The organism is Asticcacaulis sp. (assembly GCF_051954415.1).
Classification (GTDB): domain Bacteria; phylum Pseudomonadota; class Alphaproteobacteria; order Caulobacterales; family Caulobacteraceae; genus Asticcacaulis.
This window is the reverse complement of sequence record NZ_JBQCHT010000035.1, coordinates 104,799-130,269: the sequence shown is the minus strand read 5'-3', so window position 1 is coordinate 130,269 and position 25,471 is coordinate 104,799. Positions and strand designations below refer to the sequence as shown.

The 25,471-nt window shown below is 61.3% G+C and carries 20 protein-coding genes; 11 read left to right on the top strand and 9 right to left on the bottom strand.

Going from position 1 to position 25,471, the window contains the following annotated elements:
* Nucleotides 1-65: 65 nt before the first annotated feature.
* On the bottom strand, nt 66-2,369 hold the full coding sequence (locus ACTHND_RS13420) for a glycosyltransferase family 4 protein (RefSeq protein WP_440178455.1): 2,304 nt from the start codon (nt 2,367-2,369) through the stop codon (nt 66-68).
* A 199-nt stretch (nt 2,370-2,568) separates the two neighbouring features.
* Nucleotides 2,569-3,285: a DUF6445 family protein gene (locus tag ACTHND_RS13415; protein WP_440178454.1), complete on the bottom strand. Its 717-nt coding sequence runs from the start codon at nt 3,283-3,285 to the stop codon at nt 2,569-2,571.
* 220 nt (nt 3,286-3,505) lie between these two features.
* Between ACTHND_RS13415 and ACTHND_RS13410 the strand changes: the two genes are divergently transcribed.
* Nucleotides 3,506-4,345: an alpha/beta fold hydrolase gene (locus tag ACTHND_RS13410; protein WP_440178452.1), complete on the top strand. Its 840-nt coding sequence runs from the start codon at nt 3,506-3,508 to the stop codon at nt 4,343-4,345.
* A gap of 71 nt (nt 4,346-4,416) precedes the next feature.
* Here ACTHND_RS13410 and ACTHND_RS13405 read toward each other — a convergent pair whose 3' ends face one another.
* Together ACTHND_RS13405 and ACTHND_RS13400 are read right to left on the bottom strand one after the other, a co-directional pair.
* Nucleotides 4,417-5,421 carry a Gfo/Idh/MocA family protein gene (locus tag ACTHND_RS13405; protein WP_440178451.1) on the bottom strand — a complete coding sequence of 335 codons (1,005 nt, stop codon included), beginning with the start codon at nt 5,419-5,421 and terminating at the stop codon, nt 4,417-4,419.
* Complete coding sequence (locus tag ACTHND_RS13400; protein WP_440178450.1) at nt 5,422-6,207, bottom strand: DUF72 domain-containing protein; 786 nt, start codon at nt 6,205-6,207, stop codon at nt 5,422-5,424. It abuts the gene before it with no gap.
* 262 nt (nt 6,208-6,469) lie between these two features.
* Between ACTHND_RS13400 and dinB the strand changes: the two genes are divergently transcribed.
* Nucleotides 6,470-7,558, top strand: coding sequence for a DNA polymerase IV (gene dinB / locus ACTHND_RS13395; RefSeq protein ID WP_440178449.1), 1,089 nt, complete (start codon nt 6,470-6,472; stop codon nt 7,556-7,558).
* 225 nt (nt 7,559-7,783) lie between these two features.
* A complete protein-coding gene (gene moaA / locus ACTHND_RS13390; RefSeq protein ID WP_440178448.1) occupies nt 7,784-8,806 on the top strand; it encodes a GTP 3',8-cyclase MoaA in 1,023 nt (340 codons plus the stop codon).
* Here moaA and mobA read toward each other — a convergent pair.
* The gene (gene mobA / locus ACTHND_RS13385; protein WP_440178447.1) at nt 8,793-9,353 is read right to left on the bottom strand and encodes a molybdenum cofactor guanylyltransferase; all 561 of its coding nucleotides are present in this window, start codon (nt 9,351-9,353) and stop codon (nt 8,793-8,795) included. The two genes, moaA and mobA, sit on opposite strands and share 14 nt — an antisense overlap.
* Nucleotides 9,354-9,611: 258 nt before the next feature.
* Here mobA and ACTHND_RS13380 point away from each other — a divergent pair, with 258 nt between their 5' ends.
* The 5 genes from ACTHND_RS13380 to ACTHND_RS13360 are packed head-to-tail and all read left to right on the top strand — an operon-like array spanning nt 9,612 to nt 16,524.
* A complete protein-coding gene (locus ACTHND_RS13380) occupies nt 9,612-13,049 on the top strand; it encodes a response regulator (RefSeq protein ID WP_440178446.1) in 3,438 nt (1,145 codons plus the stop codon).
* Complete coding sequence (locus ACTHND_RS13375; RefSeq protein ID WP_440178445.1) at nt 13,034-13,894, top strand: CheR family methyltransferase; 861 nt, start codon at nt 13,034-13,036, stop codon at nt 13,892-13,894. Before ACTHND_RS13380 ends, ACTHND_RS13375 begins: the two co-directional genes overlap by 16 nt.
* The gene (locus ACTHND_RS13370) at nt 13,891-14,496 is read left to right on the top strand and encodes a chemotaxis protein CheB (protein WP_440178444.1); all 606 of its coding nucleotides are present in this window, start codon (nt 13,891-13,893) and stop codon (nt 14,494-14,496) included. The genes ACTHND_RS13375 and ACTHND_RS13370 overlap by 4 nt, the downstream gene beginning before the upstream one ends.
* On the top strand, nt 14,493-16,124 hold the full coding sequence (locus ACTHND_RS13365) for a response regulator (protein WP_440178443.1): 1,632 nt from the start codon (nt 14,493-14,495) through the stop codon (nt 16,122-16,124). Before ACTHND_RS13370 ends, ACTHND_RS13365 begins: the two co-directional genes overlap by 4 nt.
* Before the next feature lie 34 nt (nt 16,125-16,158).
* The gene (locus tag ACTHND_RS13360) at nt 16,159-16,524 is read left to right on the top strand and encodes a response regulator (protein WP_440178442.1); all 366 of its coding nucleotides are present in this window, start codon (nt 16,159-16,161) and stop codon (nt 16,522-16,524) included.
* A 147-nt stretch (nt 16,525-16,671) separates the two neighbouring features.
* On the opposite strand, the gene ACTHND_RS13355 is transcribed toward ACTHND_RS13360, so the two are convergent.
* Nucleotides 16,672-17,916 carry a sensor histidine kinase gene (locus ACTHND_RS13355; protein WP_440178441.1) on the bottom strand — a complete coding sequence of 415 codons (1,245 nt, stop codon included), beginning with the start codon at nt 17,914-17,916 and terminating at the stop codon, nt 16,672-16,674.
* Nucleotides 17,906-18,463: a response regulator transcription factor gene (locus ACTHND_RS13350; RefSeq protein ID WP_440178440.1), complete on the bottom strand. Its 558-nt coding sequence runs from the start codon at nt 18,461-18,463 to the stop codon at nt 17,906-17,908. Before ACTHND_RS13350 ends, ACTHND_RS13355 begins: the two co-directional genes overlap by 11 nt.
* A 117-nt stretch (nt 18,464-18,580) precedes the next feature.
* Between ACTHND_RS13350 and ACTHND_RS13345 the strand changes: the two genes are divergently transcribed.
* The 3 genes from ACTHND_RS13345 to ACTHND_RS13335 are packed head-to-tail and all read left to right on the top strand — an operon-like array spanning nt 18,581 to nt 23,031.
* The gene (locus ACTHND_RS13345; RefSeq protein ID WP_440178439.1) at nt 18,581-19,888 is read left to right on the top strand and encodes an efflux RND transporter periplasmic adaptor subunit; all 1,308 of its coding nucleotides are present in this window, start codon (nt 18,581-18,583) and stop codon (nt 19,886-19,888) included.
* Nucleotides 19,885-20,574: an ABC transporter ATP-binding protein gene (locus tag ACTHND_RS13340; protein WP_090649610.1), complete on the top strand. Its 690-nt coding sequence runs from the start codon at nt 19,885-19,887 to the stop codon at nt 20,572-20,574. The genes ACTHND_RS13345 and ACTHND_RS13340 overlap by 4 nt, the downstream gene beginning before the upstream one ends.
* Before the next feature lie 12 nt (nt 20,575-20,586).
* Entirely contained in the window at nt 20,587-23,031 is a 2,445-nt protein-coding gene (locus ACTHND_RS13335) for an ABC transporter permease (protein ID WP_440178438.1), read from the top strand.
* Nucleotides 23,032-23,036: 5 nt separating this feature from the next.
* Here the strand turns inward: ACTHND_RS13335 and ACTHND_RS13330 are convergent, their stop codons facing one another.
* Nucleotides 23,037-24,068, bottom strand: coding sequence for an aromatic ring-hydroxylating oxygenase subunit alpha (locus ACTHND_RS13330; RefSeq protein WP_440178437.1), 1,032 nt, complete (start codon nt 24,066-24,068; stop codon nt 23,037-23,039).
* Nucleotides 24,068-25,471: an APC family permease gene (locus ACTHND_RS13325; protein WP_440178436.1), complete on the bottom strand. Its 1,404-nt coding sequence runs from the start codon at nt 25,469-25,471 to the stop codon at nt 24,068-24,070. Before ACTHND_RS13325 ends, ACTHND_RS13330 begins: the two co-directional genes overlap by 1 nt.

Genomic DNA, 25,471 nt, shown 5'->3' with positions numbered 1-25,471 from the left:
TAAGCAACGCAGATGACGGGTCGCCTGCACGACCCGCCTAACTTGTGAAACCTCTGTTTCGCTGACTACAGGTCAGCCTTCAGGGCCGCCCAGCTCATGGGATAAGACAGAATCGATTCCGCGCCCTGGTTGAGATTGAGGCCGTTGGGATTGAGGCCGTCATAGCAGCCACCTTCCCCATCGAGCAGCGACAGGCCGGCGGTATTTTCGCCATGGAACCAGGCGAAGGCACGCAGCGCTTCTTCCCGCCACGAATGGTCGCCGGTGATGCGCCAGGCGCTTAAAGCGGCGTCGATCGTGGCCAGCACCTCCAGCGGTTGCTGGTCGTAGAGCGGATGATCCGGGCCGTCGTCGGAGAACTTGGAATTGGGGATCGGCACGAAGACGCCATTTCTGACCTGTTTCTTCATCAGCCATTTTTGCGCGGTCAGGCCGTCTTCGACCATATCCGGTTCGGCCAAGAAGGCGCCGCCCAGGATCAAGCCTTCGCTGATGCGGGCATTGTCATAGGCCAGGTCGGGCTCGAACCACTCGTGTCCGGGGCGCGCATGAGCCTTGAAGCGCTGGTGCAGGTCGCGCGTGAAATACCGGACCAGCACCTGCATTTCCTGGCCGTCGCCGAAGACTCCGAAAGCGCGCACCAGAGACTTGATCATGACGGCGCGTGACCGCAGGCTGGTCCAGCTTTCGACCTTTGGCAGGATCTGGGTGCCGAGATCGCAGGCCCACCGCCTCAGGTCTTCCGGCAGGCCGGAGCGCGCGACATCGACCAGGGCCTCGCAGGAGCGGGCATTGCAGTCGTCGAAGCCGCCGTCATCGAGCCAGTCGCGGCCATAGGACATGAAATTGCGGAAACTGTCGCCATTCCAGGCATGGTTCAGGAAGGCGGCATAACGATAGGCCAGCGAGACCTGTTCGGCCGTCAGGGGCGTCAGGCGCGACTGCCGGGCCACCAGGGAAAGCGCGCGGGCATTGTCATCGGCACAGTAGCCATGCTGGCGATCCGGCAGACGGTACTTGCCATGCTGGAAAATGCCGCAGTCATCGGTCATGCGTTCGATGGCGGCCCAGGATGGCGGTGCCGGCAGGGCGGCGGTGTGGCGCTTCGGCGCTTCATAATGGGCCACATCGTCGGTGGCGCGGGCGACATAGGCGCCGGCGACGGCGGACCAGCGCGAGGGCTGCGCGGCCATATAGGCACGCATCGACATGTCGGCCCGGACCTCGTCGGAAGCCAGCAATTTGGTTATCGCTTCCGCGAACGCCCGGGTGTCATGGAAATCGCACAGGATGCCGACCCCATTGGCCAGGGCTTCCGTCGCATGCCAGTAGGGTGTCGAAACCGTCGGCCGGCCGAGCGCCAGGGCATAGGACAGGGTGCCGGAAGTGATCTGGGTCTCGGTCAGGTAGGGCGTAACATAGACATCCGTCGCCTGAAGAATATCGATCAGGTCATTGTCGCTGATAAAGCGGTTGATGAAGCGGATATTGTCTTCAACCCCCAGCTCATGCGCCATGGCTTTCAGGCTGTCGCGGTATTTTTCGCCTTCGTGCCGCACGAGGTGCGGGTGAGTAGCGCCGATAACGAGATAAACCACGTCGGGGCAGGTCTTGCGGATGTCCGGCAGGGCGGCGATGACCGTTTCAATACCCTTGTTGGGCGACAACAGGCCGAAAGTGGTCAGGGTCTTCTTGCCGGCCAGATGCAGATGCGGCTTGAATTCGGCGGTATCGCGCAAGGGCCGTGACGGCGCGCCGTGCGGTACGATGCTGATCTGCTCAGGCTTGACGCCATAGACGCGCTGGAGGATGTCGGCTCCCTTCTGCGCCATGGTGACAAGGGTCGAGGACAGGCGGATCAGCGCCTGCATGACCCGCTTCTGCTCGTCATTCGGCGTTTCCAGGATCGTGTGCAGGGTAGTGACGATCGGGAAATTGACGCGCTCCAGGCATTCGATCAAGTGGGCGCCGGACGGGCCGCCATAGATGCCGAATTCATGCTGCACGAAAAGCACCTGCGTGCCATCTGCATTGAGCGTTTCGGCGAGATCGCGGTAGGCGGCGATGTCATCCTGCGGAATCTGGTGCGTGACTTCGAGCGGATAATCGTAGGTCGCACCGGGATCGTTCATGGCGATAACGTCCCAGTCGGTATTCGGCAGTGCCTTGCTCAGGCAGGCATACATATCACGGGTAAAGGTGGCCAGGCCGCACTGGCGCGGCGGGAAATTGCCGATAATCGCGGCCTTCGACAGAATAACCGCCTTGCCCGATATGCTGTCATTCAGCGTCGCGGCGATGCTTTGCGGCAAACCTTCCGTTTCAACTTCGGCATCATGGGCAATTTCGAAACTGTTGGCTTGCAGCATGTCCGGGCTCCGCGAAGATGGAAGGCGCCCAGCGGAAAAGTCACAGATAAACCGTCTGAAAGAACCTTTGCGGGCGTCGATGGATGAAGGCGGCGGGGCTGATATTACCTCGCTTCTGACTGACAGTGGCGGTTCGGCTGTAAAGATTCAGTATGGTTCACGGTGCGGCGCAATAAGTGGTCCGTCACACTTGCGTGAATCAGCCTGTGCGAACCGGCGTGAAAAAGCTGTTGGCGGTCAGGCGGCCGGTGCGGGGATCATCGGTCAGGCTGGCGCCGTCGAACAGGGCACAATGCAGCACATGACTGCGATAAATCACCACGCGGTTGAATTTCGGCGCCACCGTTTCCAGCAGTTCGTAATTGGGGGTATCCGGCCCGGTATAGCCGGTCAGGCGGTCACCCAAGGTGTCCAGTTCGCTGGCAACCAGAGCCATATAGGCTTCGCGGCGGGTACGGTCGACCGATTCAAAGCCTGAGGGTATATGCCGGAAAAAGCCGGTGCCGCCGGCCTGGTCACGGCCGAGATAATGGACCATGGCCAGGCAGTGCGGATCTGGCTGGTCATAATGCGGAATCTTTTGCAGAGGCTGCATTTCCTCGGCGCGCAGGGTCGATAAGGCAAAGAAGGCGCGGGAGAGCAGCCGGCCGTCACCAATGCCGAACGCGCGCATCAGGCTGGGGCGGAGGATCGGCAGCAGCGTCTGAAGATAGGCCGGCGGCAGCGGCGCATTGAGACCGGGATAGAAGGTGGCCTCCGGCGCCGAGAAGGGGGTTTGTGTGGCGGCTTCAACCAACTGTTCCGGGTTGAGCAGAACGTCGTCTATGACGATGAGCGGATTCCGTTCTTCGCCATAATGGCGAAGTTGCACGCGGGCGGCGGGATTGACCTGGATAACGACATCGGCAGCAGACATGCCCGATCCTAGCGCAGATTTCACGGCTCTGCCGATGATTTTTTTAAGCACGAAATTTTGAACGGCGAAAATGTTGCGTCGCAATATGGATGCTTGACGCGGATAACGGCCGCTGACAGGTTTCAGTGCCAATGCGCAGATCAAAGTGTCGCAACCAGATGACATACTGCCGGCATTACCGAGGCCAGACCTTAACCCCAGATGCTCACAGGAGTCGCCAATGACCAGCAGCCATTTTGTCACCACATCCGATGGCGCCGAGATATATGTCAAGGACTGGGGGCCGAAAGAGGCGCCCGTCATCATGTTCCATCACGGCTGGCCCCTGTCGTCGGACGATTGGGACACCCAGATGCTGTATTTCCTCGGCAAGGGTTTCCGGGTCGTGGCGCATGACCGCCGCGGTCACGGCCGGTCTTCGCAGGTCAGCGACGGTCACGACATGGATCATTATGCCGCCGATGCCAATGCGGTGGTCGAACATCTCGACCTGAAGAACACTGTCCATATCGGTCACTCGACCGGTGGCGGCCAGGTGGCGCGCTATGTGGCGAAATTCGGCGGGAATGGCCGGGTTTCCAAGGCCGTGCTGATCAGCGCGGTCACGCCGATCATGCTGAAGACCGAGGCCTTTCCGCTGGGCTTGCCGATCGATGTTTTTGACGGCCTGCGCGCGCAGACGGCTAATAATCGCACTCAGTTTTACAAGGATCTGCCCATTCCCTTCTATGGCTTTAACCGCGATGGCGCCAAACCGATCGACGGCGTGATCGACAACTGGTGGCGTCAGGGCATGATGGGCAGTGCCAAAGCGCACTATGAAGGCATCAAGGCCTTTTCCGAAACCGATCTGAGCGCTGACCTGAAGGCCATCGACGTGCCGGTGCTGATCATGCACGGTGATGACGACCAGATCGTGCCTTACAAGGCGGCAGCGCTCGAAGCTATCAAGCTGGTCAAGCACGGCACACTGAAAATCTACGAAGGCTTTCCGCACGGCATGTGTACCACCCACGCTGATGTCATCAATCCGGACCTGCTAACCTTTATTCAGTCGTAGGTCGATTTTAAGGCGGCGGTCTATGTGCCGCCGCCCAGCGCCTGATACAGCGTTGAATGACGCTCCACGCCCTAACCGACAATGGTTTCCCAATGCCCGGAGGTCTCCGAACGGAACAGGGCATCGATGATGCGCATATTGATGCGGGCGTCCTCGATGCTATAGGGCAGAGGCGCCGCGCCGGTGACAGCGCGTGTGAAGGCTTCGCCCATCAGGGTATACTGGTTCGACGGTTGCAGGGTGTGCGTCACGGCAGTGGCACCATTGAAGCTTTGGCCGTCATCGATTGTGATGATCTGGGGCTTGTCGGGTGGCTGGTTGAAGGGAATGGACAGCGACAGGCGGGCCTTGTCGCCCATGATGGTAACCGCCTGGCCAGGAGTGAGCGCAGTGGAGACAGCGAAGGTAAGTTGCCGGCCATCCGCGAAATCCAGCAGGCCGGAGGTGATGGTATCGGTGCCGAAATTTTTGTCGCGGCTGATCAGGGCCATGACGCGCACCGGCTCGGCCTCGAAGAAAAAACGCCCGGCGACGATCGGATAACAACCGATATCCATCAACCCGCCGCCGCCCCACTCGACCTTGTTGCGGATATTGTTGGCGTCCATGTTGTTGTAGTTGAACCATGACTGGATGATTTTCGGCGCGCCAATCGCGCCTTCGCGGATCAGCCGGCGCGCTTCCAGCCATTGCAGGCTGTGGCGCACCATGAAGGCTTCCATGATATGAACCTTGTGGCTCACCTCGGCCAGTTGGTCGATCTCGGCGGCATTGAGCGCCATCGGCTTTTCGCACAGGACGTGCTTGCCGGCGCGGGCCGCCGCCAGGGTCATCGGCACATGCAGGTGGTTGGGCAGGGGGTTGTAGATGACCTCGATGTCGGGATCGGCCAGCAGGTCTTCGTAACTGCCATAGGCGGCTTCCAGCCCAAGCTTTTCGGCGGCATTTTTAGCGGCCGAGCCGTCACGCGAGGCAATGGCCTTTACGCGGATCAGCTCGCTCTGCATCAGCGCCGGGATCACCTTGGTGACGCCGATCTTCGCCGTGCTGAGCACGCCCCATACGGTCTTTTTCATCTATTTCAGTCTCTCGATGAGGGCCATGGCGGCCGCGGGATTCAGCACCTTATGGCCGCTGATAACATACAGGAAGACGTCGTGCGGCTTAGGCGCCTGCTTCTCGCCATAGGTTGCCAGATCGCCGGGCACCTGCCCTTCGGCGAGGGTGCGGGCGCGATAGGCCCATTCATCGAGCGCCTGTTCGCTATAGCCTTTTTCATGCTGGTCGGTGGTGCCCATGATGCGGACATAGGCGAAATCGGCAGTCAGGTCGGCGATGACCGGGAAATCGCTGTCGGCGCCGGTGATGATGGCCACGCCATAATGCCGTGCCAGGTCGACAAATTCCTTGCACTGGAAAGTGGGGTGGCGGACCTCGACGGCGTGGCGCAGGCGAACGCCATCCTGCTCCGGCGGCAGCAGCTTGAAGAAATGCTCGAAATCAGCCGGATCGAATTTTTTCGTGGCCATGAACTGCCAGTTGATCGGCCCCAGCTTTTCCTTCAGTTCGGTGATGCCGGAGCTGAGGAAACGCTCCACCGAGTCCTTTGATTCAGCGAGGTTCTTGCGGTTGGTGGCATAGCGCGTGCCCTTGACGGAAAAGATGAAGCCATCGGGCGTCTCGGCGCGCCATTTCTGAAAGGAGGAGGGCTTCTGCGCGCCGTAATAGGTGCCGTTGATCTCGATTGAGGTCAGTTTGGATGAAGCGTATTCCAACTCGCGCTTCTGCGCCAGGCCTTCGGGATAGAAGGGGCCGCGCCAGTCTTCATAGGTCCAGCCGCCGATACCGACATAGATGGTCATGTGCGTTTTCCTCCTGACAGGTCTTGCCCGATGTGGTGCCAAACTATGCCGTAAGCGCGCAACCTGTTTCTGGCAGTATTTTGCATGTTCACTTTATGTTCGTGTTGTGGCATGAGTCAAGACGGACCTCTAACACACCACGAATGAACACGAATAGACACGAATATTCTGGAATGGCCTGGAGATATTTTCCGCGATTTGCGCCGAAGACGCATTCGTGTCTATTCGTGTTCATTCGTGGTTTCGACCTTGAGTAACCAAATTGGACGGCGAACATCCCTCTACGCAAAGAAAGATCATCCATATCGATATGGATGCCTTTTTCGCGTCGGTGGAACAGCGCGATCATCCGGAGCTGCGCGGCAAGCCGGTGGCTGTGGGCGGCGGCTCTGAACGCGGCGTTGTGGCGGCGGCGAGCTATGAGGCGCGCCAGTTCGGCGTCCATTCGGCCATGCCGTCGATCACCGCCAAACGCAAATGTCCGGACCTGATTTTCGTGCGCCACCGCTTTGATGTCTACAAGCAGGTCTCGCGCCAGATCCGCGACATTTTCGAGGACTATACGCCGTTGGTCGAGCCGCTGTCGCTCGATGAAGCCTATCTTGATGTCACCGAAAACCGCAAGGGAATGGCCTCAGCCACTGAAATCGCCGAGGAAATACGGGCGCGCATCTGGGAAACGACGCAACTGACCGCCTCGGCCGGGGTCTCCTATAACAAGTTCCTCGCCAAGCTGGCATCGGACCAGAACAAGCCGAACGGCCTGTTCGTCATCAAGCCCGCGATGGGGCCGGTGTTCGCTGCCTCGCTGCCGGTGAAAAAGTTCCATGGCATCGGCCCGGCCACGGCAGCGAAAATGAACCGGCTGGGGCTCTATACGGGCGAGGATATCCGCAACCAGACGCTTGATTTCCTGGAGCAGCATTTTGGCGTCTCCGGGCGATATTACTACGGCATTTCGCGCGGCATCGATCACCGCCAGGTCAGGCCGGACCGCGAGCGCAAGTCGATCGGTGCGGAGAATACCTTCTTCACTGATACCACTGATTTCGATACCGCGTGGGGCTTTCTGCAACCGTTGATCGACAAGGTGTGGCACTATGTCGAGGCCAATGAGATCAAGGGACGGACGGTCACACTCAAGGTCAAGTTTTCCGATTTTCGCATCATTACCCGCAGCCGGTCGGGACTTGTGCCCGTGACGAGCAAGACCGAACTGACAGGGTATGTGCGGGCGTTGCTGGAGGGCGTGTTCCCGGTGGCGAAGGGCATACGTTTGCTGGGGGTGACTCTGTCGTCGCTGGGCGAACGCGAACCAACCGGGGTCGAGCAATTGAGTCTGGCGCTTTAGGCAAGATGCCCCACCACCATTTGCTCCGCGAACTTCGTTTCGCTACGCTCATGGTCCCCCTCACCAACAAGTTGGGGAGGTATAAAACTGGTTTTTTCTTGAACCTCCCCGGCTGTGCCGGGGAGGGGGACCGCGCCCGAAGGGCGGGGTGGTGGGGTTTCTTGTTTTGCTGTTGTCACATATCCTCAGCTTGTTATTCCGCGGGCGCGGGACTAAACTGATCTCATGTCTTCGCGTCCCCCATTGATCGATGGATTTGGCCGCCGCCTCAGCTATGTGCGGCTGTCGGTGACGGATCGCTGCGACCTGCGCTGCACCTACTGTATGAGCGAGCAGCAGAGCTTCCTCCCGCGCAAGGATCTGCTCAGTTTCGAAGAAATGGAGCGCCTCAGCCTATTCCTGATCGACAGCGGCGTCGAGCGCCTGCGCATTACCGGCGGCGAACCGCTGGTGCGCAAGGGCGTGCTTGAGTTCATTGCCCGGCTGGGCGCGCAGGTACATGAAGGGCGCCTGAAAGAACTGACCCTGACGACAAACGGCACCCTGCTCGAAGATGCCGCGCCTGTGCTGGCCGAAGCGGGGGTCAAGCGTATCAATGTGTCGTGTGACAGTCTGAACCCGGAAGTCTATCGCCGCATCACGCGTGGCGGCGATCTGGGCAAGGTGCTGGCAGGGATCGAAGCGGCGCAATCCGCAGGTATCCACATCAAGCTCAATGTCGTCGCCCTGGCCGAGGATAACCGTGCGGAGATTCCCGATATCATCCGCTTCGCCCATGCGCGCGGCATGGATGTATCTCTCATTGAGACCATGCCGCTGGGCGATGAGATTTCAGGCCGCGAAGCGCAATTCGTCTCCCTGAAAGATGTGCTGTCGAGCTTACGCAGTTTCTGGCAGGTCGAGGGCGTCAGCGACACGACCGGCGGCCCGGCGCGATATTATCGCATTGCAGAGACTGGGGGCAAATTGGGCCTGATCACGCCGCTCAGCCATAATTTCTGCGACACCTGCAATCGCGTGCGCATCACCTGCACCGGTCAGCTTTACATGTGCCTGGGCCAGGACGACCATGTCGATCTGCGCGCCGCCCTGCGTGAGGATGTCACGAATGCTGGCCTTCAGGCGGCGCTGAGGGAAGCCCTGGCGCACAAGCCGAAAGCGCATGATTTTTTCATTGCCGAGGCGGGGCTGGCGCAACCGGAACGTCCGCACGCGCCGGCGCGCACTATGTCGCTTACAGGTGGTTGATGTTGGCGAAGGCGGTGCCATCGGACACCTTAACTGTACTCACGTTCTGGCTGTCCAGGAACCGCATCACCGCCAGCCCGCCTTCCGCCCGTTCCAGGGCGGTGCGCAAGGGCGCGATCAGCGAGACATTCCACAGGGCGCATAGCGGATAGTCGCGTTCGCCTTTGAAATAGACGATATCGGCGGGCGGGGCCGCCAGAAGCTGCGCCACCATGTCTTCCGGCAGGTCGGGCATGTCGCACGGCGCGGTGATGACCTGCGTATCGCCGGCTGCCCTTGCCATTTCCAGCGCGCTCAGGACACCCGTCAGCGGGCCCAGGTCGATCAGGTCCGGGGCATCGAAGATCAGCGGCAGGCCGAGGCATGACAGGGGCAGGATGAGGGGGGATTCTTTTGCGCCGGCATTGATGACAAGACCGCGCACCTGGGGCTTGAGGCGGGCGATCAGGGTTTCGATCAGGGTGGAACGGCCATAGGGCGCAAAAGGCTTGTTGCCGCCCATGCGTTTGCCTTTGCCGCCGGCCAGGAGTACGAGTTGTGGTGTCATAATATGCCGGTCTGATGCTGTGGCTGCGGGTGTAAAAGCCCAGTTTAAGCCCTAAGCGCCTGAATTATAACTCTCCTTATGGGTTTTTTATAAGGCATATCCGGCTCCTTATTGGATGCTTATGCGGGCGCCCTATAGGGTTTTTGACAATCGGATGAACGGCCAGGCAGTCCGCCTGACCGCCAAGGGGCATGGCACAAGGGGCATGGAAGGCGAATGAACAGAGGCAAGACAGGACGGTTAGGCAAACAATTCAGAATGGACATGAGCGTATCGCTCGGCCTGTCCGTGGTCGCTGTCTTCTTTTTCATCAGCGGGATTATTTCATACGTCAATATTCAGACCCTGAACCGGGACAGCGAGCAGATCGCCCATACGCACGAAGTGCTGCTGGGGCTGAATAATATCCTTTCCACCATGAAGGATGCCGAAACCGGCCAGCGCGGTTTCGTCATCACCGGCCAGGAAAGCTATCTCGACCCTTATAATGACGCCCTGACCGGAATCGAGGAGCAGGTTCTGCGCATCGAGCAACTGACCCGTGACAATCCGGATCAGCAACGCCGCATCGCGCCGCTGAAATCGCATATCGCCGCCAAGCTCCAGGAACTGAGCACGGTCATCGAGATGCGCCGCAGCGAAGGTGTGCAGGCTGCCATGGCGCGCGTGGCCACCAATCGCGGCAAGGAAGACATGGATGCCATCCGCGCCCAGGTCGCTGTGATGCAGACAACCGAAAGCGGCCTGCGAAAGACGCGGGTCGCCGAGATGGACGCCGCCTACGACACGGCGGTCGCCAGCATTTCGATAACCGCCCTTATCGGTGTCCTGCTGTCGGTCGCCATCACCATCATGATCAGCCGCGCCTCGGCCGTGCGCCGCAAGGAAGAATGGTTGCAGGCCGGCCAGGTCGGGCTGTCCGCCGCCATGATGGGCGAGCAGAGACTGGATCAACTGGGTCACAGCATTCTGGCCTTTCTGACGGAATATGCCCACGCCAGTGCCGGCGCCTTCTATGCCCTGACCGATGGCGCCTATCGCCGGATGTCCACGGTGGGGGTGCCGGAGCAGGCGCCGGTGCCGGTGACGTTCACGGCGAAGGATGGCCTGCTCGGCCAGGCCGTCAGCGAAGGCAAGGCGATCATGCTGCGAGACCTGCCCGCCACGGATGAGAACCATCATCTGTCGGTCGGTGCCGCGCTGGGGCAATGGCGGCCGCGTCACCTGCTGGTAGCGCCGGCGCGATCGGAACGCCGGGTGGATGCGGTCATCGAACTCGGCTTCGTGGAACCCGTTTCTGACCTGACGCTTGACTTGATGGCGCGGGTGTCCGAATCGATCAGCATCGCCGTGCAGACAGCCAATTACCGGGCCAACCTGCAAAACCTGCTGGAAGAAACCCAGCGCCAGTCCGAGGAACTGCAAAGCCAGGGCGAGGAACTGCGCGTCAATAACGAGGAACTGGAAGAGCAGGGTCGCGCGCTCAAGGAATCGCATTTCCGCCTCGAACAGCAGCAGGCCGAGCTGGAACAGACCAATTCCCAACTGGAAGAGCAGACCGCCGCGCTTGAGCGCCAGAAAGACGATCTGGCCCGTTCGACGAAGGAGATCGAAGCCAAGGCGCGCGAACTCGAACAGGCCAGCCGCTACAAGTCCGACTTCCTGGCCAATATGTCGCACGAACTGCGCACCCCGCTCAATTCGTCGCTGATCCTGGCCAAACTGCTGGGGGATAATCCGGACGGCAACCTGACCGAGGAACAGGTCAAGTTCGCCCAGACCATCCAGTCATCCGGCAATGACCTGCTGGCCCTGATCAACGATATTCTCGACCTGTCGAAGATCGAGGCCGGCCAGATGGAAATCCGCGCCGAAAGCCTGTCCCTGGCGCGGCTGGTGAAGGACATGCAGCGCACCTTCGAGCCGATCGCGGCGCAAAAGGGCCTGGCCTTCAATGTGAAGATCGCCAGGGGACTGCCGGAGACCATCGAAACAGACCGTCAGCGCCTGGAGCAGGTGTTGAAAAATTTGCTGTCGAATGCCTTCAAGTTTACCGAAAAGGGATCGGTCGAACTGGCCCTGTCGAAGGACGGCGACGACCAGGTGGTCATGGCGGTTACCGATACCGGCATCGGCATTTCGTCGGATCACCAGGCGGCGATATTCGAAGCCTTCCGGCAGGCGGATGGCACGATCAGCCGCAAATACGGAGGCACCGGTCTTGGCCTGTCGATCTCGCGTGAACTGACCCGCCTGCTCGGCGGGGCTATCGCTCTGAAAAGCACGCCGGGCAAGGGCTCGACCTTCGCCCTGACCCTGCCGCTGGCCTATGATCCGGGGCATGTCTCCACTGCCCTGATCACGCCGCTCCTGACCGGCGCGCATGAGCCCGACGATCATGTGCTGTCCGAAACCACGCCGCCCGCCGTCAAGAGCAAGGCGGTGAGAAAGCCCCTGCCGCCCGGCCGTGTGCAGGATGACCGCGACCGGCTCGATCCGAAACGCCGCACCATACTGGTGGTGGAGGACGATGTGTCATTCGCCGGCATCCTCTATGAGCTGGCGCACGGCCAGGAATTCCAGTGCCTCGTCGCCACCTCGGCCGAAGAGGCGCTCGACATGGTGCAGCAATATACCCCGGCGGCGGTGGTGCTCGATATCGGCCTTCCGGACCATTCCGGTCTGTCGGTGCTCGATCGCCTGAAGCGTGACAACCGCACCCGTCATATTCCGGTCCATGTTGTTTCCGGCGCGGATTACCAGCATACGGCCCTGTCGCTCGGCGCCGTCGGCTACATGCTGAAACCGGTCAAGCGCGATGAACTGGTCGATGCCTTCAAGTCGCTGGAAAACCGCCTCAGCCAGCAGATGCGCCGGGTGCTGATTGTCGAGGACGATGAAGTCCAGCGCGACAGCGTGTCCCGCCTGCTGAAATCGAACGACACGGAAACCATTGCCGTCGGCACGGCGGCGGATTGCCTGGACCTGCTCAAGAGCCAGACCTTCGACTGCATGGTGCTCGATCTCACCCTGCCTGACGCCACCGGCTATTCGCTGCTGGAGACCTTGTCTCAGGAAGACGCCTATGCCTTCCCGCCGGTCATCGTCTATACCGGCCGCGACCTCTCTTACGATGACGAGCAGAAGCTGCGCCGCTATTCGTCCTCCATCATCATCAAGGGCGCCAAGTCGCCGGAGCGCCTGCTCGATGAGGTGACCCTCTTCCTGCACCAGGTCGTCTCCGAACTGTCCCCGGAACAGCAATCCCTGCTGAAAAAGGCCAAGAATCGCGACGCCATGTTGGAAGGCCGCCGCATCCTGGTGGTCGAGGATGATGTGCGCAATGTCTATGCCGTCACCAATATTTTCGAGCCCCTGGGCGCCGTGGTCTCGATCGCCCGCAATGGCCGCGAGGCGCTCGACCTGCTGGAAAAGACCAATGACCGCAAGGACAGCGACAGCGCCATAGACCTGGTGCTGATGGACGTGATGATGCCGGAAATGGATGGCCTCACCGCCACGCGCGAAATCCGCAAGCGCAAGGACTGGGCTAAATTGCCGGTCATCATGCTGACGGCCAAGGCGATGAAGGACGATCAGGAGCGCTGCCTCGACGCCGGCGCCAATGACTACATGGCCAAACCGCTCGATGTCGAAAAGCTCATTTCACTGGTGCGGGTATGGATGCCGAGGTAACAGACGTGACGCCCGCCGGGACTGTGAAAACGGAGGATATCGAAATCCGGCTGCTGCTGGAAGCGATCTTCCGCAGGTATCACTATGACTTTCGCGGCTATGCCATGGCTTCGGTCAAGCGCCGCCTGATCCAGGCGCGCGAGCATTTCCATTGCCAGACTTTTTCCGCCCTGCAGGATATGATCCTGCACGATCCCGGCATGATGACGGCCATGCTGCCCTATCTGACGGTCCAGGTCTCCGAACTGTTTCGCGATCCGCTCTATTTCAAGGCGGTCCGCGAAAAGGTGGTGCCTCACCTGAAGACCTACCCGTCGCTCAAGGTATGGATCGCCGGATGCAGCACGGGCGAGGAACTTTACTCCTTCGCTATCCTGTTCCGCGAGGAAGGGCTGTTCGACCGCACCCTGTTCTATGCCACCGATATCAATCACGATGCGCTGAAAAAAGCCGAGGCCGGGGTCTATAGTCTCGACCGGATCAAGTTGTTCACCGAGAACCATCGCCTCTCCGGCGGCAAGGGGTCGCTGTCGGATTACTACAATGCCGCCTATGGCGCGGCCTCGTTCGATAAGTCCTTGCGTAAAAATGTTGTCTTTTCCGACCACAGCCTGGCCACCGATGCGGTGTTTGCGGAGACCCAGATGGTCTCCTGCCGCAATGTGCTGATCTATTTCGATCGTGAATTGCAAGACCGCGCCATCAGCCTCTTCAAAGGCTCGCTGACGCGTAAAGGCTTTCTCGGCCTGGGATCCAAGGAGACCCTGCGCTTTTCCTCCAGCGCCGATGCCTTCAGCGATTTCGCCCACGACGAGCGCATCTATCAGAAGCGGGATGTGACATGAGCATATCTGCCAGAAGCCAGCCCTCGCCCAGGGAAGCGGCACCGCAGGCGGTGGTGATCGGCGTATCCGCCGGCGGCCTTAACGCCCTGTCGGCTATCCTGCCGCAACTGCCGGCCGATTATCCCCTGCCCGTTATGATCGTCATTCATCTGCCGCCCGACCGCGACAGCGTGGTGGCTGAACTGTTTGATGAAAAATGCGCCCTGACCGTGCGCGAGGCCGAGGACAAGGAAGATATCCTGCCGGGACATGTCTATTTCGCCCCGCCCGACTACCATCTGCTGGTCGAGGCCGATCATCGCCTGTCGCTGTCTTCGGAGGAACCGGTGCTGTTCTCGCGGCCATCGGTCGATGTGCTGTTCGAGACGGCGGCCGATGTCTATGGCGAGGGCCTGATCGGTGTCATCCTGACCGGCGCCAACCCGGACGGCGCGGCGGGCCTGAAGGCGGTCATGACCGCCGGCGGCAGGGGGCTGGTCCAGCGGCCTGATCTGTCCTACGCCAGCGCCATGCCGGAAGCCGCCCTCGAATTCAGCCCCCAGGCCGAGGCTCTCAGCCTCGAACAGATCGCCGAAAGGCTGCGGGAGGCGGTATCGTCATGAATCCTGCCCATATTCCCGTGCCGATCCTGATCGTCGACGACCTGCCGGAAAACCTGCTGTCGCTGGAAGCAGTGCTGCGCCGCGACGGACTGGAATTCATCAAGGCGCGCTCCGGCACCGAGGCGCTTGAGATCCTGCTGCGTCAGGAAGTGGCGCTCGCCCTGCTCGATGTCCAGATGCCGGAGATGGACGGCTTCGAACTGGCCGAGACCATGCGCGGGTCTGAGCGCACACGGCGCATCCCGATCATCTTCCTGACGGCTGGCGTCACCGACCGCGCGCGGCGTTTCCGCGGCTATGAGGCCGGCGCGGTCGATTTTCTCGAAAAGCCGATCGAGGCCGATATCCTGCGCTCCAAGGTCGCGGTGTTTTCCGAGCTGTACCTGCAACGCCGGCAACTGGCTGTGCAGCGCGACAATCTGAAAGCCTTCGCCGAGGAAAACCTGCGCCTGCTGAAGGAAAGCCGGGATAACGCTCAGGCGCTGAAAGAGGCGGATATCCGCAAGGACGAATTCCTGGCCACCCTGGCGCATGAACTGCGCAATCCGCTGGCGCCGATCCGCAACGGCCTGCAAATCCTGCGCATGGCGCCTGAAGGCCCGCGCGCCGAGGAGGTGCGCGGCATGATGGATCGCCAACTCACCCATATGGTGCGCCTGATCGACGACCTGCTTGATGTCTCCCGTGTGTCGCGGGGCCGCATCGATCTGCGCAAGGGCCGGATGCGCCTGCAGGAGGCCGTTCACTCGGCGCTGGAAACCTCGCGCCCGCTGATCGAGGACAACCGGCACAAACTGATCCTCGATATTCCGGCCGAACCGCTGTGGGTGGAGGGCGACCTGACGCGCCTGGCGCAGGTGGTCTCAAACCTGCTCAACAATGCCGCCAAATATACGCCGCCCGGCGGTGAAATTCGGCTGACAATGCGTGAACATGACGGTCACGCCGATATCGAGGTCGCTGATAATGGCCTGGGCATCGATCCTGACATGCTGCCGCGGGTCTTCGACCTGTTTACCCAGGCCGACCGCCATCTCGATCGCTCGCAGGGTGGGCTCGGTATCGGCCTGGCGCTGGTCAGCAAGCTGGTGGAGATGCACGGCGGCACCAGTCGCGCCGTCAGCGAAGGCGCCGGCAAGGGCAGTACCTTTACGATCAGCCTGCCCCTGATGGATACGGAGGCCGAAAGCGCCGATGAGGGGTTGCGGAAAAAACAGACAAGGGAAGCCTCGCCCCTGAAGGTGCTGATCGTCGATGACAATGTCGATTCCGCCCAGACCAGCCTGTGGATGCTTGACCTGATGGGGCACAGGGGTATGGTGGCCCATGAGGGCATCCGCGCCCTTGAGATGGCCCGTGAGCAGACACCCGATGTCGTGCTGCTGGATATCGGAATGCCGGGCATGGATGGCTATGAGGTCTGCCGGCAACTCCGGCAGATGCCCGAAATGAAAAACAAAACCGTGATCGCCCAGACCGGATGGGGGCAGGAAAGTGATCGCCAGAAGGCGTTTGCGGCCGGTTTCGACCATCACATCACCAAGCCGGTGAGTCTTGACCTGCTAACACAATTGTTGGCGGATATACGTCTCACCGCAGCAAAAGCCGGAGACCCGCAACATGGCTGACGGACCAGGTAAGGCAAATAATGGGAATGGGCCCATGCGCATCATGATCGTCGAGGATAACGAGGCCCTGGCGCAGACCACCGGCTGGTTGGTCGAAATGATCGGCTATGATTACCGGCTGGCCGCCAATGGCCACGCGGCCATCGCCACCTATCCGGACTACAGGCCCGATGTCTTCATGATCGATATCGGCCTGCCGGGCATGAACGGCTACGACCTCTGCCGCGAGTTGAAATCACGCCCGGATATCGGCAAGGCCGTCTTCATCGCCCAGACCGGCTGGGGTGAGGCCGAGCACCGCCGCATGACGGCGGAAGCCGGTTTCGATCATCACCTGGTCAAGCCGCTCTATCTAGAAACGCTGGAAGCCGTACTCGGTGAAATCGCCAAAGCCAGGTAAATCTCCATCCTTGGCCGATTAGTACGCAGTCTACGCTTGCAGACCTCGGCGGCCCCGTACAAGTATACCCGTGTCGCTAGCCGGCTAGCACTGGTCTCAAGGCTGGAAATTTACCGCATCGGCGTGGAACACGGTGCGGAAAAAATATCACCCCAACTTGATCTGAAAACGGAAACAGGCGCCACCGAGCGGATCGGGGCGATGTGCCTGCGGCGGAGCCAGCACAAGCGCGCTGCCATGGCCGGCGATAATCTGTTTGGCCAGGCTGAGGCCCACGCCGGTGCCGGTCGCCTTGGTGGAATAAAACGGCATGAAGACCTGGTCGGCGCTTTCCGCCGGGATGCCCTTGCCCGAATCCTCTATCTCGAACAGCACGGCCTCGCCGTCATGTTTCAGCCGCAGGCGGACGCGCGGATCGGGCTTTTCCAGCGCGGCTTGCGCGCCATTGTTGAGCAGATTGCAAACCCCCAGCCACATCTGGTCCTCGTCCATCATCAGCGACAGGTCATTTTCGACGACTTCGGTCTCGAAGCGCACCCCCTTGTCGCTCCACTGCGCCTCGAAACTTTCGCACAGCACTTCGAGCCACAGTTTCAGGCCGCAGGACCGGATGACGGGCGGCGGCAGGCGCGTCAGGGCGCGATAGGCGTTGATGAAATCGGTCAGGCCCTCCGTGCGCGCCACCACGCGTTCCAGCGCCTTCATCGCCGCGGCGCGCGAGTCCGGCGTGTCGTCGCCCAGCAGGTCGAGCGCGCTCTTGCTCATCGAGGCCACAGGCGTCAGGGCATTCATCAGTTCATGGTTCAGCACCTTCAGCAGGTCGCGCAGGGCATTGGCCTCGGCGGCGCGGACATCGGCCGAGATATCGGTCAGGACCGCGAGATGCGACAGGTGATCCGCCTCTTCCATTTCGGCGATATGCACCGCGAAGGTCTGGCCCTTCCATTTGATCTGTGAGGCCATGCCGGCCAGGCCCAGCGGCGCGGCGCCGGAGGTATCGTCCAGAAGCGCCCGGCGCGCCGCCACCGGCAGGGCGTAGGAGACATCGAACAGATTGCGGGCGGCGCGGTTGACGGCGATGAGCTGGCCGTTATCCGGTTGCAGAAGGAGCGGGGCAGGTGTCTGGTCCAGCAGCACCTGCAGACGCCGGCGGCTCAGTTCGGCGGTGAAGATCGCGCCCGGCTGGCTGCGTTTCAGCCGGTCGCGGCCAAGCACAACGGCGCTGTGGCTGAGGCCGAGCCAGGCGAGGGTGACCGCCCCCAGTCCGCAGACCAGCGCGCTGGCATAAAGACCGCGCGTCAGGGCCAGCCAGCCGAAGCCACCCAGCACGAAGACGCCGGCCTGCGCCATCAGGGGCCAGACAACCGGGGGTATGGCGCGTTTAAAGACCATGCTTTTCCATCCGCCGGTAGAGCGCGGCTCGTGTCACGCCCAGATCCTTCGCCGCCTGTGAGATATTGAACTGATGGCGGTTGAGCGCTTCGCGGATCAGTTCTTTTTCGGAGCGTTCCAGGTTCAGATCCTGCGGGGGCGGCGGCGCGGCGACAATGCGCGGCGCCTCCAGAGCGGCCCGGATCGAGGCAATGAAGCGGTCATTGTTCCACGGCTTGACGACGAAATCCTGTGCCCCCATCCGCATGGCCTGGATAGCGATATTCATGCCGGAGTGGCCGGTCACGACCACCACGGGCAGGGCGGGGGTCAGCGCCATCTGCTCGGCCAGGAATTTCAGGCCCGCCTCGCCGGAAGTATCGCCGCGCCGGTAGTTGAGATCGAGCAGCAGGATATCGACCGGCGTGGCCGCCAGTTTTTCACGCGCCTCATCGGGCGTCTGCGCCTTGATCAGGGTAAAACCGTGCCGCAGCAAAACCAGCTCCGCCGCATCGAGAATATCGGCGTCGTCGTCAAGAAACAGGGCGGTCAGGGGTGGCTTGGTCATGTTCGGAATCGGACACTTTTCGGCGGGCGATTTCGGCAGTATGGGGTGAAAAATCATGAAAAGTCAAATAAAAATAGTGGTTTATGTCTATTGAAAAACCTGTGTTAGCTTCTTACCATGCCCGATAGACCTCTGAATCCCGCCCGCACCGACCGTATCATCATGAAACCATGGTGGCGCCGCCGCCCGTTCCATCTCGCCCTGGCCGCCGGTATGGTGGTAGTGGTCGCCCTCGGCGCCTTCGTCCTCTTGCCGCCGCCCAATACCGTCACGGTCGCCGCCGACAGCCTCGATACCGGCGAGGTCACCCGCGCGGCGTTCCAGGACTATGTCGCTCTGCGCGCCGCCGTCGAGCCGCTGGATATCACCTATATCACGTCTGAGACCAATGGCCGGGTCATCAGCGTGGCGGCATCGGACGGCATCATGGTCACGCCCGGCCAGCCGCTGGCCATGCTCGGCAATCCGGACCTCACGCTCCAGGTGTCATCGCGTGAGGCTGATATTTCCGCCCGCCTCAGCGATACCAACAACCAGTTGATGAACCTGCAGACCCAGCAGCAGGCGAACGAACAGGCCGTAGCCGATGTCGCCTATGCCCTGCACAGGGCCGAGGAGGAGCTGTCCAAGCGCCAGATGCTGCGCGAGCATGGCGTCTATAATGACGCCGCCGTCCAGACCTATGTCGATGAGGTCGCCTACCAGAAGCAGCGCCTGGCGGGCCTGAAAAGCCAGCAGGCGCAGCAGTCGCAATTCTATGTCAGCCAGCGCCAGCAGATCCTCGCCAGCGCCAGCGACCTGCGCCAGAGCCGCGAAGAGGTCCGCCGCGGACTGAACGCGCTCAATCTCACGGCGCCGGTCGCAGGCCGCCTGACCGATTTCGACCTCAAGCCCGGCCAGGCCGTGAAGATGGGCGATCCGCTGGGCGAGGTCGACTCCGAAGGCACCTATAAACTGAAGGCTGAGGTCGATGAATTCTATCTCAGCCGCCTGTCGGTGGGCCTGAAAGCCACCGCCAATGTCCACGGCACCGATACGCCTGTCCATATCAGCAAGGTCTTCCCGCAGGTCAATAACGGCCGCATCACCGTCGAACTCGAATTCGACCGGATGCCCGCCGATCTCAAGCGCGGCGAAACCGTCGATGTCCGCCTGTCGCTCGGCGCTACCGAAATGGCGCTTCTGGCGCCTTCGGGCTCATGGCTGAATGATACTGGCGGTGCGTCGATTTTCGTCCTGAACGGCAGCGGTGACCAGGCCAGCCGCCGCGCTATCACTGTTGGCCGCCGCAATCCGGAATATGTCGAAATCCTTTCCGGCCTCAAGCCCGGAGACCGCGTCGTCACCGGCGGCACCCAGAACCTCACCAAGGCCCAACATCTTCGTCTTACCCCATCCTCTTCCCTAAGCAAGAGCGCCAAATGACCAACCTTATCGAACTCCAGAATATCACCCGCCTTTATCGCTCGGACGAGGTCGAGACCACGGCGCTGCATAATATCTCGCTGCATATCAAACGCGGCGAATTCGTCGCCATCATGGGCCCTTCCGGCTGCGGAAAATCGACCCTTTTGAATATTCTCGGCACCATCGATCGCCCAACTGCCGGCGCCTATCTGTTTGACGGTGCCGACCTGGCGAAGATGAGCGAGAAGAACCTGGCGAAGCACCGCGCCCGCCACCTGGGCTTCATCTTCCAGAGCTTCAACCTGGTCGATGACCTGACCATTTATGAGAATATCGAACTGGGCCTGCTTTATCGCGGCGGCATCAAGGGTGGCCGCCGTCAGGCAATCGAAGGCGCCATGGACAAGGTCGGCATCGCCCACCGCGCCCGCCACTTCCCGCACCAGCTTTCCGGCGGCCAGCAACAGCGCGCCGCCATCGCCCGCGCCATCGTCGGCCAGCCCGACCTGATCCTGGCCGATGAGCCGACCGGCAATCTCGATACCGAAAACGGCGCGCAGGTAATGGAAATTCTGAAGAGCCTGAACAAGGCTGGCGCCACCATCATCATGGTCACCCACTCGCAATCCCATGCCGACCAGGCCAGCCGCCAGGTCGATATCCTCGATGGCCAGTTGGTCGCGTCTGTCGCTCAAGTTCTTTAGGAAGGTGCTGTAATGCTGCGCTCCGCCTTCACCGCCTTTTTCCGCTCATTCATCCGCCATCCGCTTTATGCCCTGCTAAACCTGCTGGGCCTGAGCTTCGGCATCGCCGTCTTCATCGCGCTCAGCCTCTTCTATCGCTTCGAGACCAGTTACGAAAGCTGGAGTGCCGAACGACCGCATATCTATGAAATGGGCACGCGCTATCATTTTCCAGGCATGGCTGAAGATATCTTCATGAGCGCCATGGGCGGCCTGACCGAGGAGATCAAGACCGTTTACCCGCAGATCGAGAGCACCCGCGACTGGTCCAATCCGGTCATCGTCCATAAGGGGGCCGAAGTCTATAACGAACAGATCGAACTGGTTGACGGCAATTTCCTGGCCTTCTTCCGCGTGCCCATGCTGTACGGCGATGCGGCGACGGCGCTCAGCGATCCGTCGAAAGTGGTGCTCAGTGCCGGCATGGCGCGCAAGTATTTCGGTAGGATCAACGCCATCGGGCGCAACATAACCCTGAACGATGAGGAGGGGCTGAAGACCTATACGGTCAGCGCCATCATCGCTGACCTGCCGAAGAATACCGACACCAAGCTGGACATGCTGCGCCTCCTGACGCCGCATCGCACGGCGATGGAGCCCTATACCTGGCATCACTGGGGCTCAGGACAACTGGAAGCCTATTTCAAATTCAAAACCCCTGCGCAGGCCAATGCCTTTGCGCGGCAGTTGCCGGCCTTTACCGACCGTCAGATTGGCCAGGAATTCGGCACCGATGTCACGCCGCACAAGATTCTCGAACTGGTGCTGGTGCCATGGGCCGATAAGCACCTGGTCGATCCAAAGCTGAAAGCGGCCATTATCTCGCTGGGCGTGGTCGGCATTGTGGCGCTGGTTCTGGCTTTGATCAACTATGTCAACCTGGCGACGGCGCGGGCGGGCCTGCGGGCACGCGAGGTGGCGGTGCGCAAGACACTGGGCGCACCGCCGGCGACCCTGCGCCTGCAATTCCTTGTCGAGGCTCTGTTGACCATGCTGCTGGCCTTTCTGGTGGCGCTGTCGCTCGTCGAACTGAGCCTGCCGATGATCAACAGCGCCGGCGGCCTGTTTCTCAAACTCGATTATAAGACAGATATCACCTGGCTCATGAGCGTGCTGGGCATCGTGCTGGCGGCGGGTCTGGTGGCGGCCCTCTATCCGGCCTTTGCCCTGGCGGCTTTCAAGCCGGCCCAGGTCCTGGCGTCGAGCCGAACACCAGGCGGCGGCCGCATGGCGGGATTTCTTCGTGTCGGCCTGGCCATGGTGCAGTTCGCCGCCGTGGCCGTCGCCTTTGTCCTGATCATGGGTTTCATGCTGCAAATTCAGCATATTCAGAATGCCGATATCGGCTTCCAGCGCGACAACCTGATGATCGTCAATTCGGTGCGTGACAATGCCGTCAGCCAGGCGCAGCGTGACAGCTTCATCGCCGCAGCCCGCACCTTGCCCGGTGTCAGCCACGCCGCCATCGCCAATGCGATTCCCGGTGACGGCAGCACGAGCAACAGTTCGAATATCGTGCGCCCCGGTCAGGTCGATAGCCCGACCCTGTCGCCAACGGTGAACTGGTCGATTGTGGGTGAGGATTATTTCCAGATGCTTGGCGCCAAGGTGCTGGCCGGGCGTGTCTTTGATGCGCAGCGCGGCGAGGACCAGAAGTGGGCCGACGGTGCGGATGACAAAAGCCGCGTTTACAATGTTGTCATCAGTCGGCGAGCCGCCAATGACATGGGCTTTGTCTCTCCGCAGGCCGCGCTGAACCAGACGGCCAAGTTCAACGATCGTCAGGTGCGTATCATCGGTGTCGTCGAAGACATGCGCTTCTATAATCCGAACGAGCGCATCCCGCCGAAGCTCTACCTGTTCGACATCCATGCTTCCTATGCCGTGGTCGGCATGGTGCGTTATCAGGGCCAGTCCGAGCCGAAGATGCGCGAGCAATTGCGCAAGCTGTGGCGCCAGATCGCACCTGACGTGCCGTTCGATGCCACGAGCGCCGTCGATAACCTCGACAAGTATTACAAGCCCGAACGCGACCGCACGCACCTGTTCACCATCGGCGCGGGGATCGCCGCCCTGATCGGTTGTATCGGCCTCTATGGCATGGCCGCCTTCAATACCGGACGGCGGGTGCGCGAGATCGGCGTGCGCAAGGTGCTGGGCGCCTCGGCCGGCCAGGTGGTGGGCCTGCTGCTGGTGCAGTTCCTGCTGCCGGTGGCCCTGGCCAGCCTGATCGCCTGGCCGCTGGGCTGGCTGGCGCTGCAACGCTGGCTGATGCAGTTCGATGACGCCATCGCCATGCCGCTGTGGATCTTCCCGGTGGCCTCAGTGGCGGCGCTGCTGATCGCCCTGGTGACGGTGGCGGGCGTGGCCTTTGGTGCCGCCCGTACCGAGCCGGGCAAGGCGCTGAGGCACGAATAGAGGAGTCAGGCGATCAGCGCCCGAACCCAATTCTGGAATGCCGCAACGGCCGTCTCATGGTTCGGCGAGAGACGGCCGGTATCGTATACGCCGGCATCAAGATTCTGTTGCACCTTCTCGGCGATCCATTTGTCCTCGGCTGTCACCTGATCGGACATGGCGATGGTGGCGTCGGGTACAGGCCCACCATCCGGCGTCAGGTACAGATAGTCGAGCTGGGTTTGTTTGTGCCCCACAGGCGACATGCGCTCGATCATCAGGCCGCGATTATAGACATTGATGCCGATATTGGGCCACAGCCAGCCCCACAGGCCGTCATAGACCGCGCCTGATTTCGGCGGCGCATCGTGCAGCACGACCTTGCCCTCGACCGTCACCCTGTACTGTTCGGAGACAATTTCGGCATCGAGCGAGGGGTGCATGGCCGGCACATGATAGCCTTCGAGATAGTTCTCGACATAAGTCTTCCAGTTGCAGTCCAGCAGATGCGTACGTCGCAATCCCACCTTGAGTCTCGACCAGTCGGCGTCTTTCAGGCGGGCGTCCAGCGGGGCCATCTGGGCCTGAAAATCGGGCAAATTCTCGCCAATACCGGCAAAGACCAGCCCGCGCCAGATTTGCAGCCTGATCGGGAAGAGACCTAAGTCGCGCGGATCGAAATCGGAGGCCGCGCCGAAATCGCGGGCGGCGCGCAGGCGGCCATCCAGCGTATAGCGCCAGCCATGATACTGACAGGTGAGATAGCCGTCACAGGTGCCGGAGTCTTCGCGCGTCAGCGGTCCGGCGCGATGGCGGCAGACATTGTGGAAGGCGCGAAGCTGACCATCATCGCCACGCACCACGACCACGGGATAGCCGGCCAGCATATCGGCCCGCCAGTCGCGCGGGTTTGGCAGGGCGCTTTCATGCGTCAGGAATTGCCAGTGATCGGCGAAAACCCGCTGGCGCTCTATGGGCCAGAACGCCGGATCGACATACCATTTTGCCGGGGCCGTGACAGGAGAACGGGTTTTCGCGGAGCTGTCGGCCGTATCCATTATTTTTGTCCTTTTGTGCGCAATATGTGCGCGCCATAAATCAGGGCACCGACGAAGATCATCACCCCGGAAGCCACCAGCAGTTTCAGGAAGGCCATCAGCGGGTGCGGCTCTTCCGGGCTTGGCACCAGGCTGCCGGCTATGGCGCTCAGAACCATGACAATCCCAAGAAGCGCCAGAAAGAGTGCCCAGGACTTTCCGCCCGGTGTGCGGAAATCCAGCCCGCCGTCATTGCGCTTCTGCACAATCCAGTAGGCGGCGAACATCCACAGATAGGGGATCATGAAGGTGATCACGCCCATGGCGACCACGAAATCATAGGCACCGGCAACGGTCGAACCCAGGGCGCTCAAGGCCAGGACGGCGACGGTCAGCAGGGCCTGTATCCAGATGGCGACGACCGGCGCGCCGGTCTTCGGATCGAGCCGACCCACCGCCGCCGGCAGCATCCGGTCGACGCCGACGGCGAAGGGCAGGCGGGCCGCCGCGCCGAACCAGGCGCTCAAGCCCCCCAGCAGGGACAGGCCGATGACCAGCAGAAAGACCGGTTGCGCCGCCGCCAGATGCAGCTTGTCCAGGGCTGCGCCGATCGCTTCGGGCAGGCCACCCAGCCGCGAGGCCAGGCTCTGCGGCACGATCATCAGCATGGCGCCGGTGCCGATGGCGTAGCCAAGGGTCTGCAATATGGCCAGCAGGCCAAGCGCCCGCACGACGGTTTTTACGCCGCCCTTCACCTCGTTGCGCATCAGGGCCACGCCCTCGACGCCGGCATAGGCGAACAACATGCTCGACCACAGGATGGCGCCATTGGCATTGAGCGGCGGCAGGTAGCTGGCCGCGGCGAAATCGGTGGCGGAACCGTCGCGGCCGCTCAGGTAAAATCCGGTGGCGATGATGAAGACGAGCAGCGTAATCGACATGGCCGCGCCGATCACCGGCAGCCATTTGCCGACGCCGAAGCCGCGCGCGTGCATCAGCGCCACGATAATGACCAGCAGGGAGGTGGCGGCGAAGGCGCCAGCCGGTTGCGCGAATATCATGCCCAGCGGAGCGCCCCAGCCGGTGGCGACCAGTGACCGGCCGAACAGGTTGACGATGAAGAACAGCAGGCTGGCGAAATAGGGCAGGTTGCACGCCCAGTATAACCAGCCGCACAGGAAGCCGGCGAAGGGGCCTTGCGTTTCGCGCGTCCAGGCATAGATGGCGCCCTCTTCGGGAAAGCGCGCGGAAAGCTCCAGCGTGGCGGTCAGCAGGGGAATGAGAAACAAGAATGCGGCGGCGATCCAGATCGGCAGGGCCACCGGGCCGGTCGCGGCACCTGTGGCCAGCCAGCGGATGCTGAAATTCATCGCGGCGGCGTAGAGGGTAATGCCGAGGAGACCCGTTTTTTTCGCCGCCGTCAT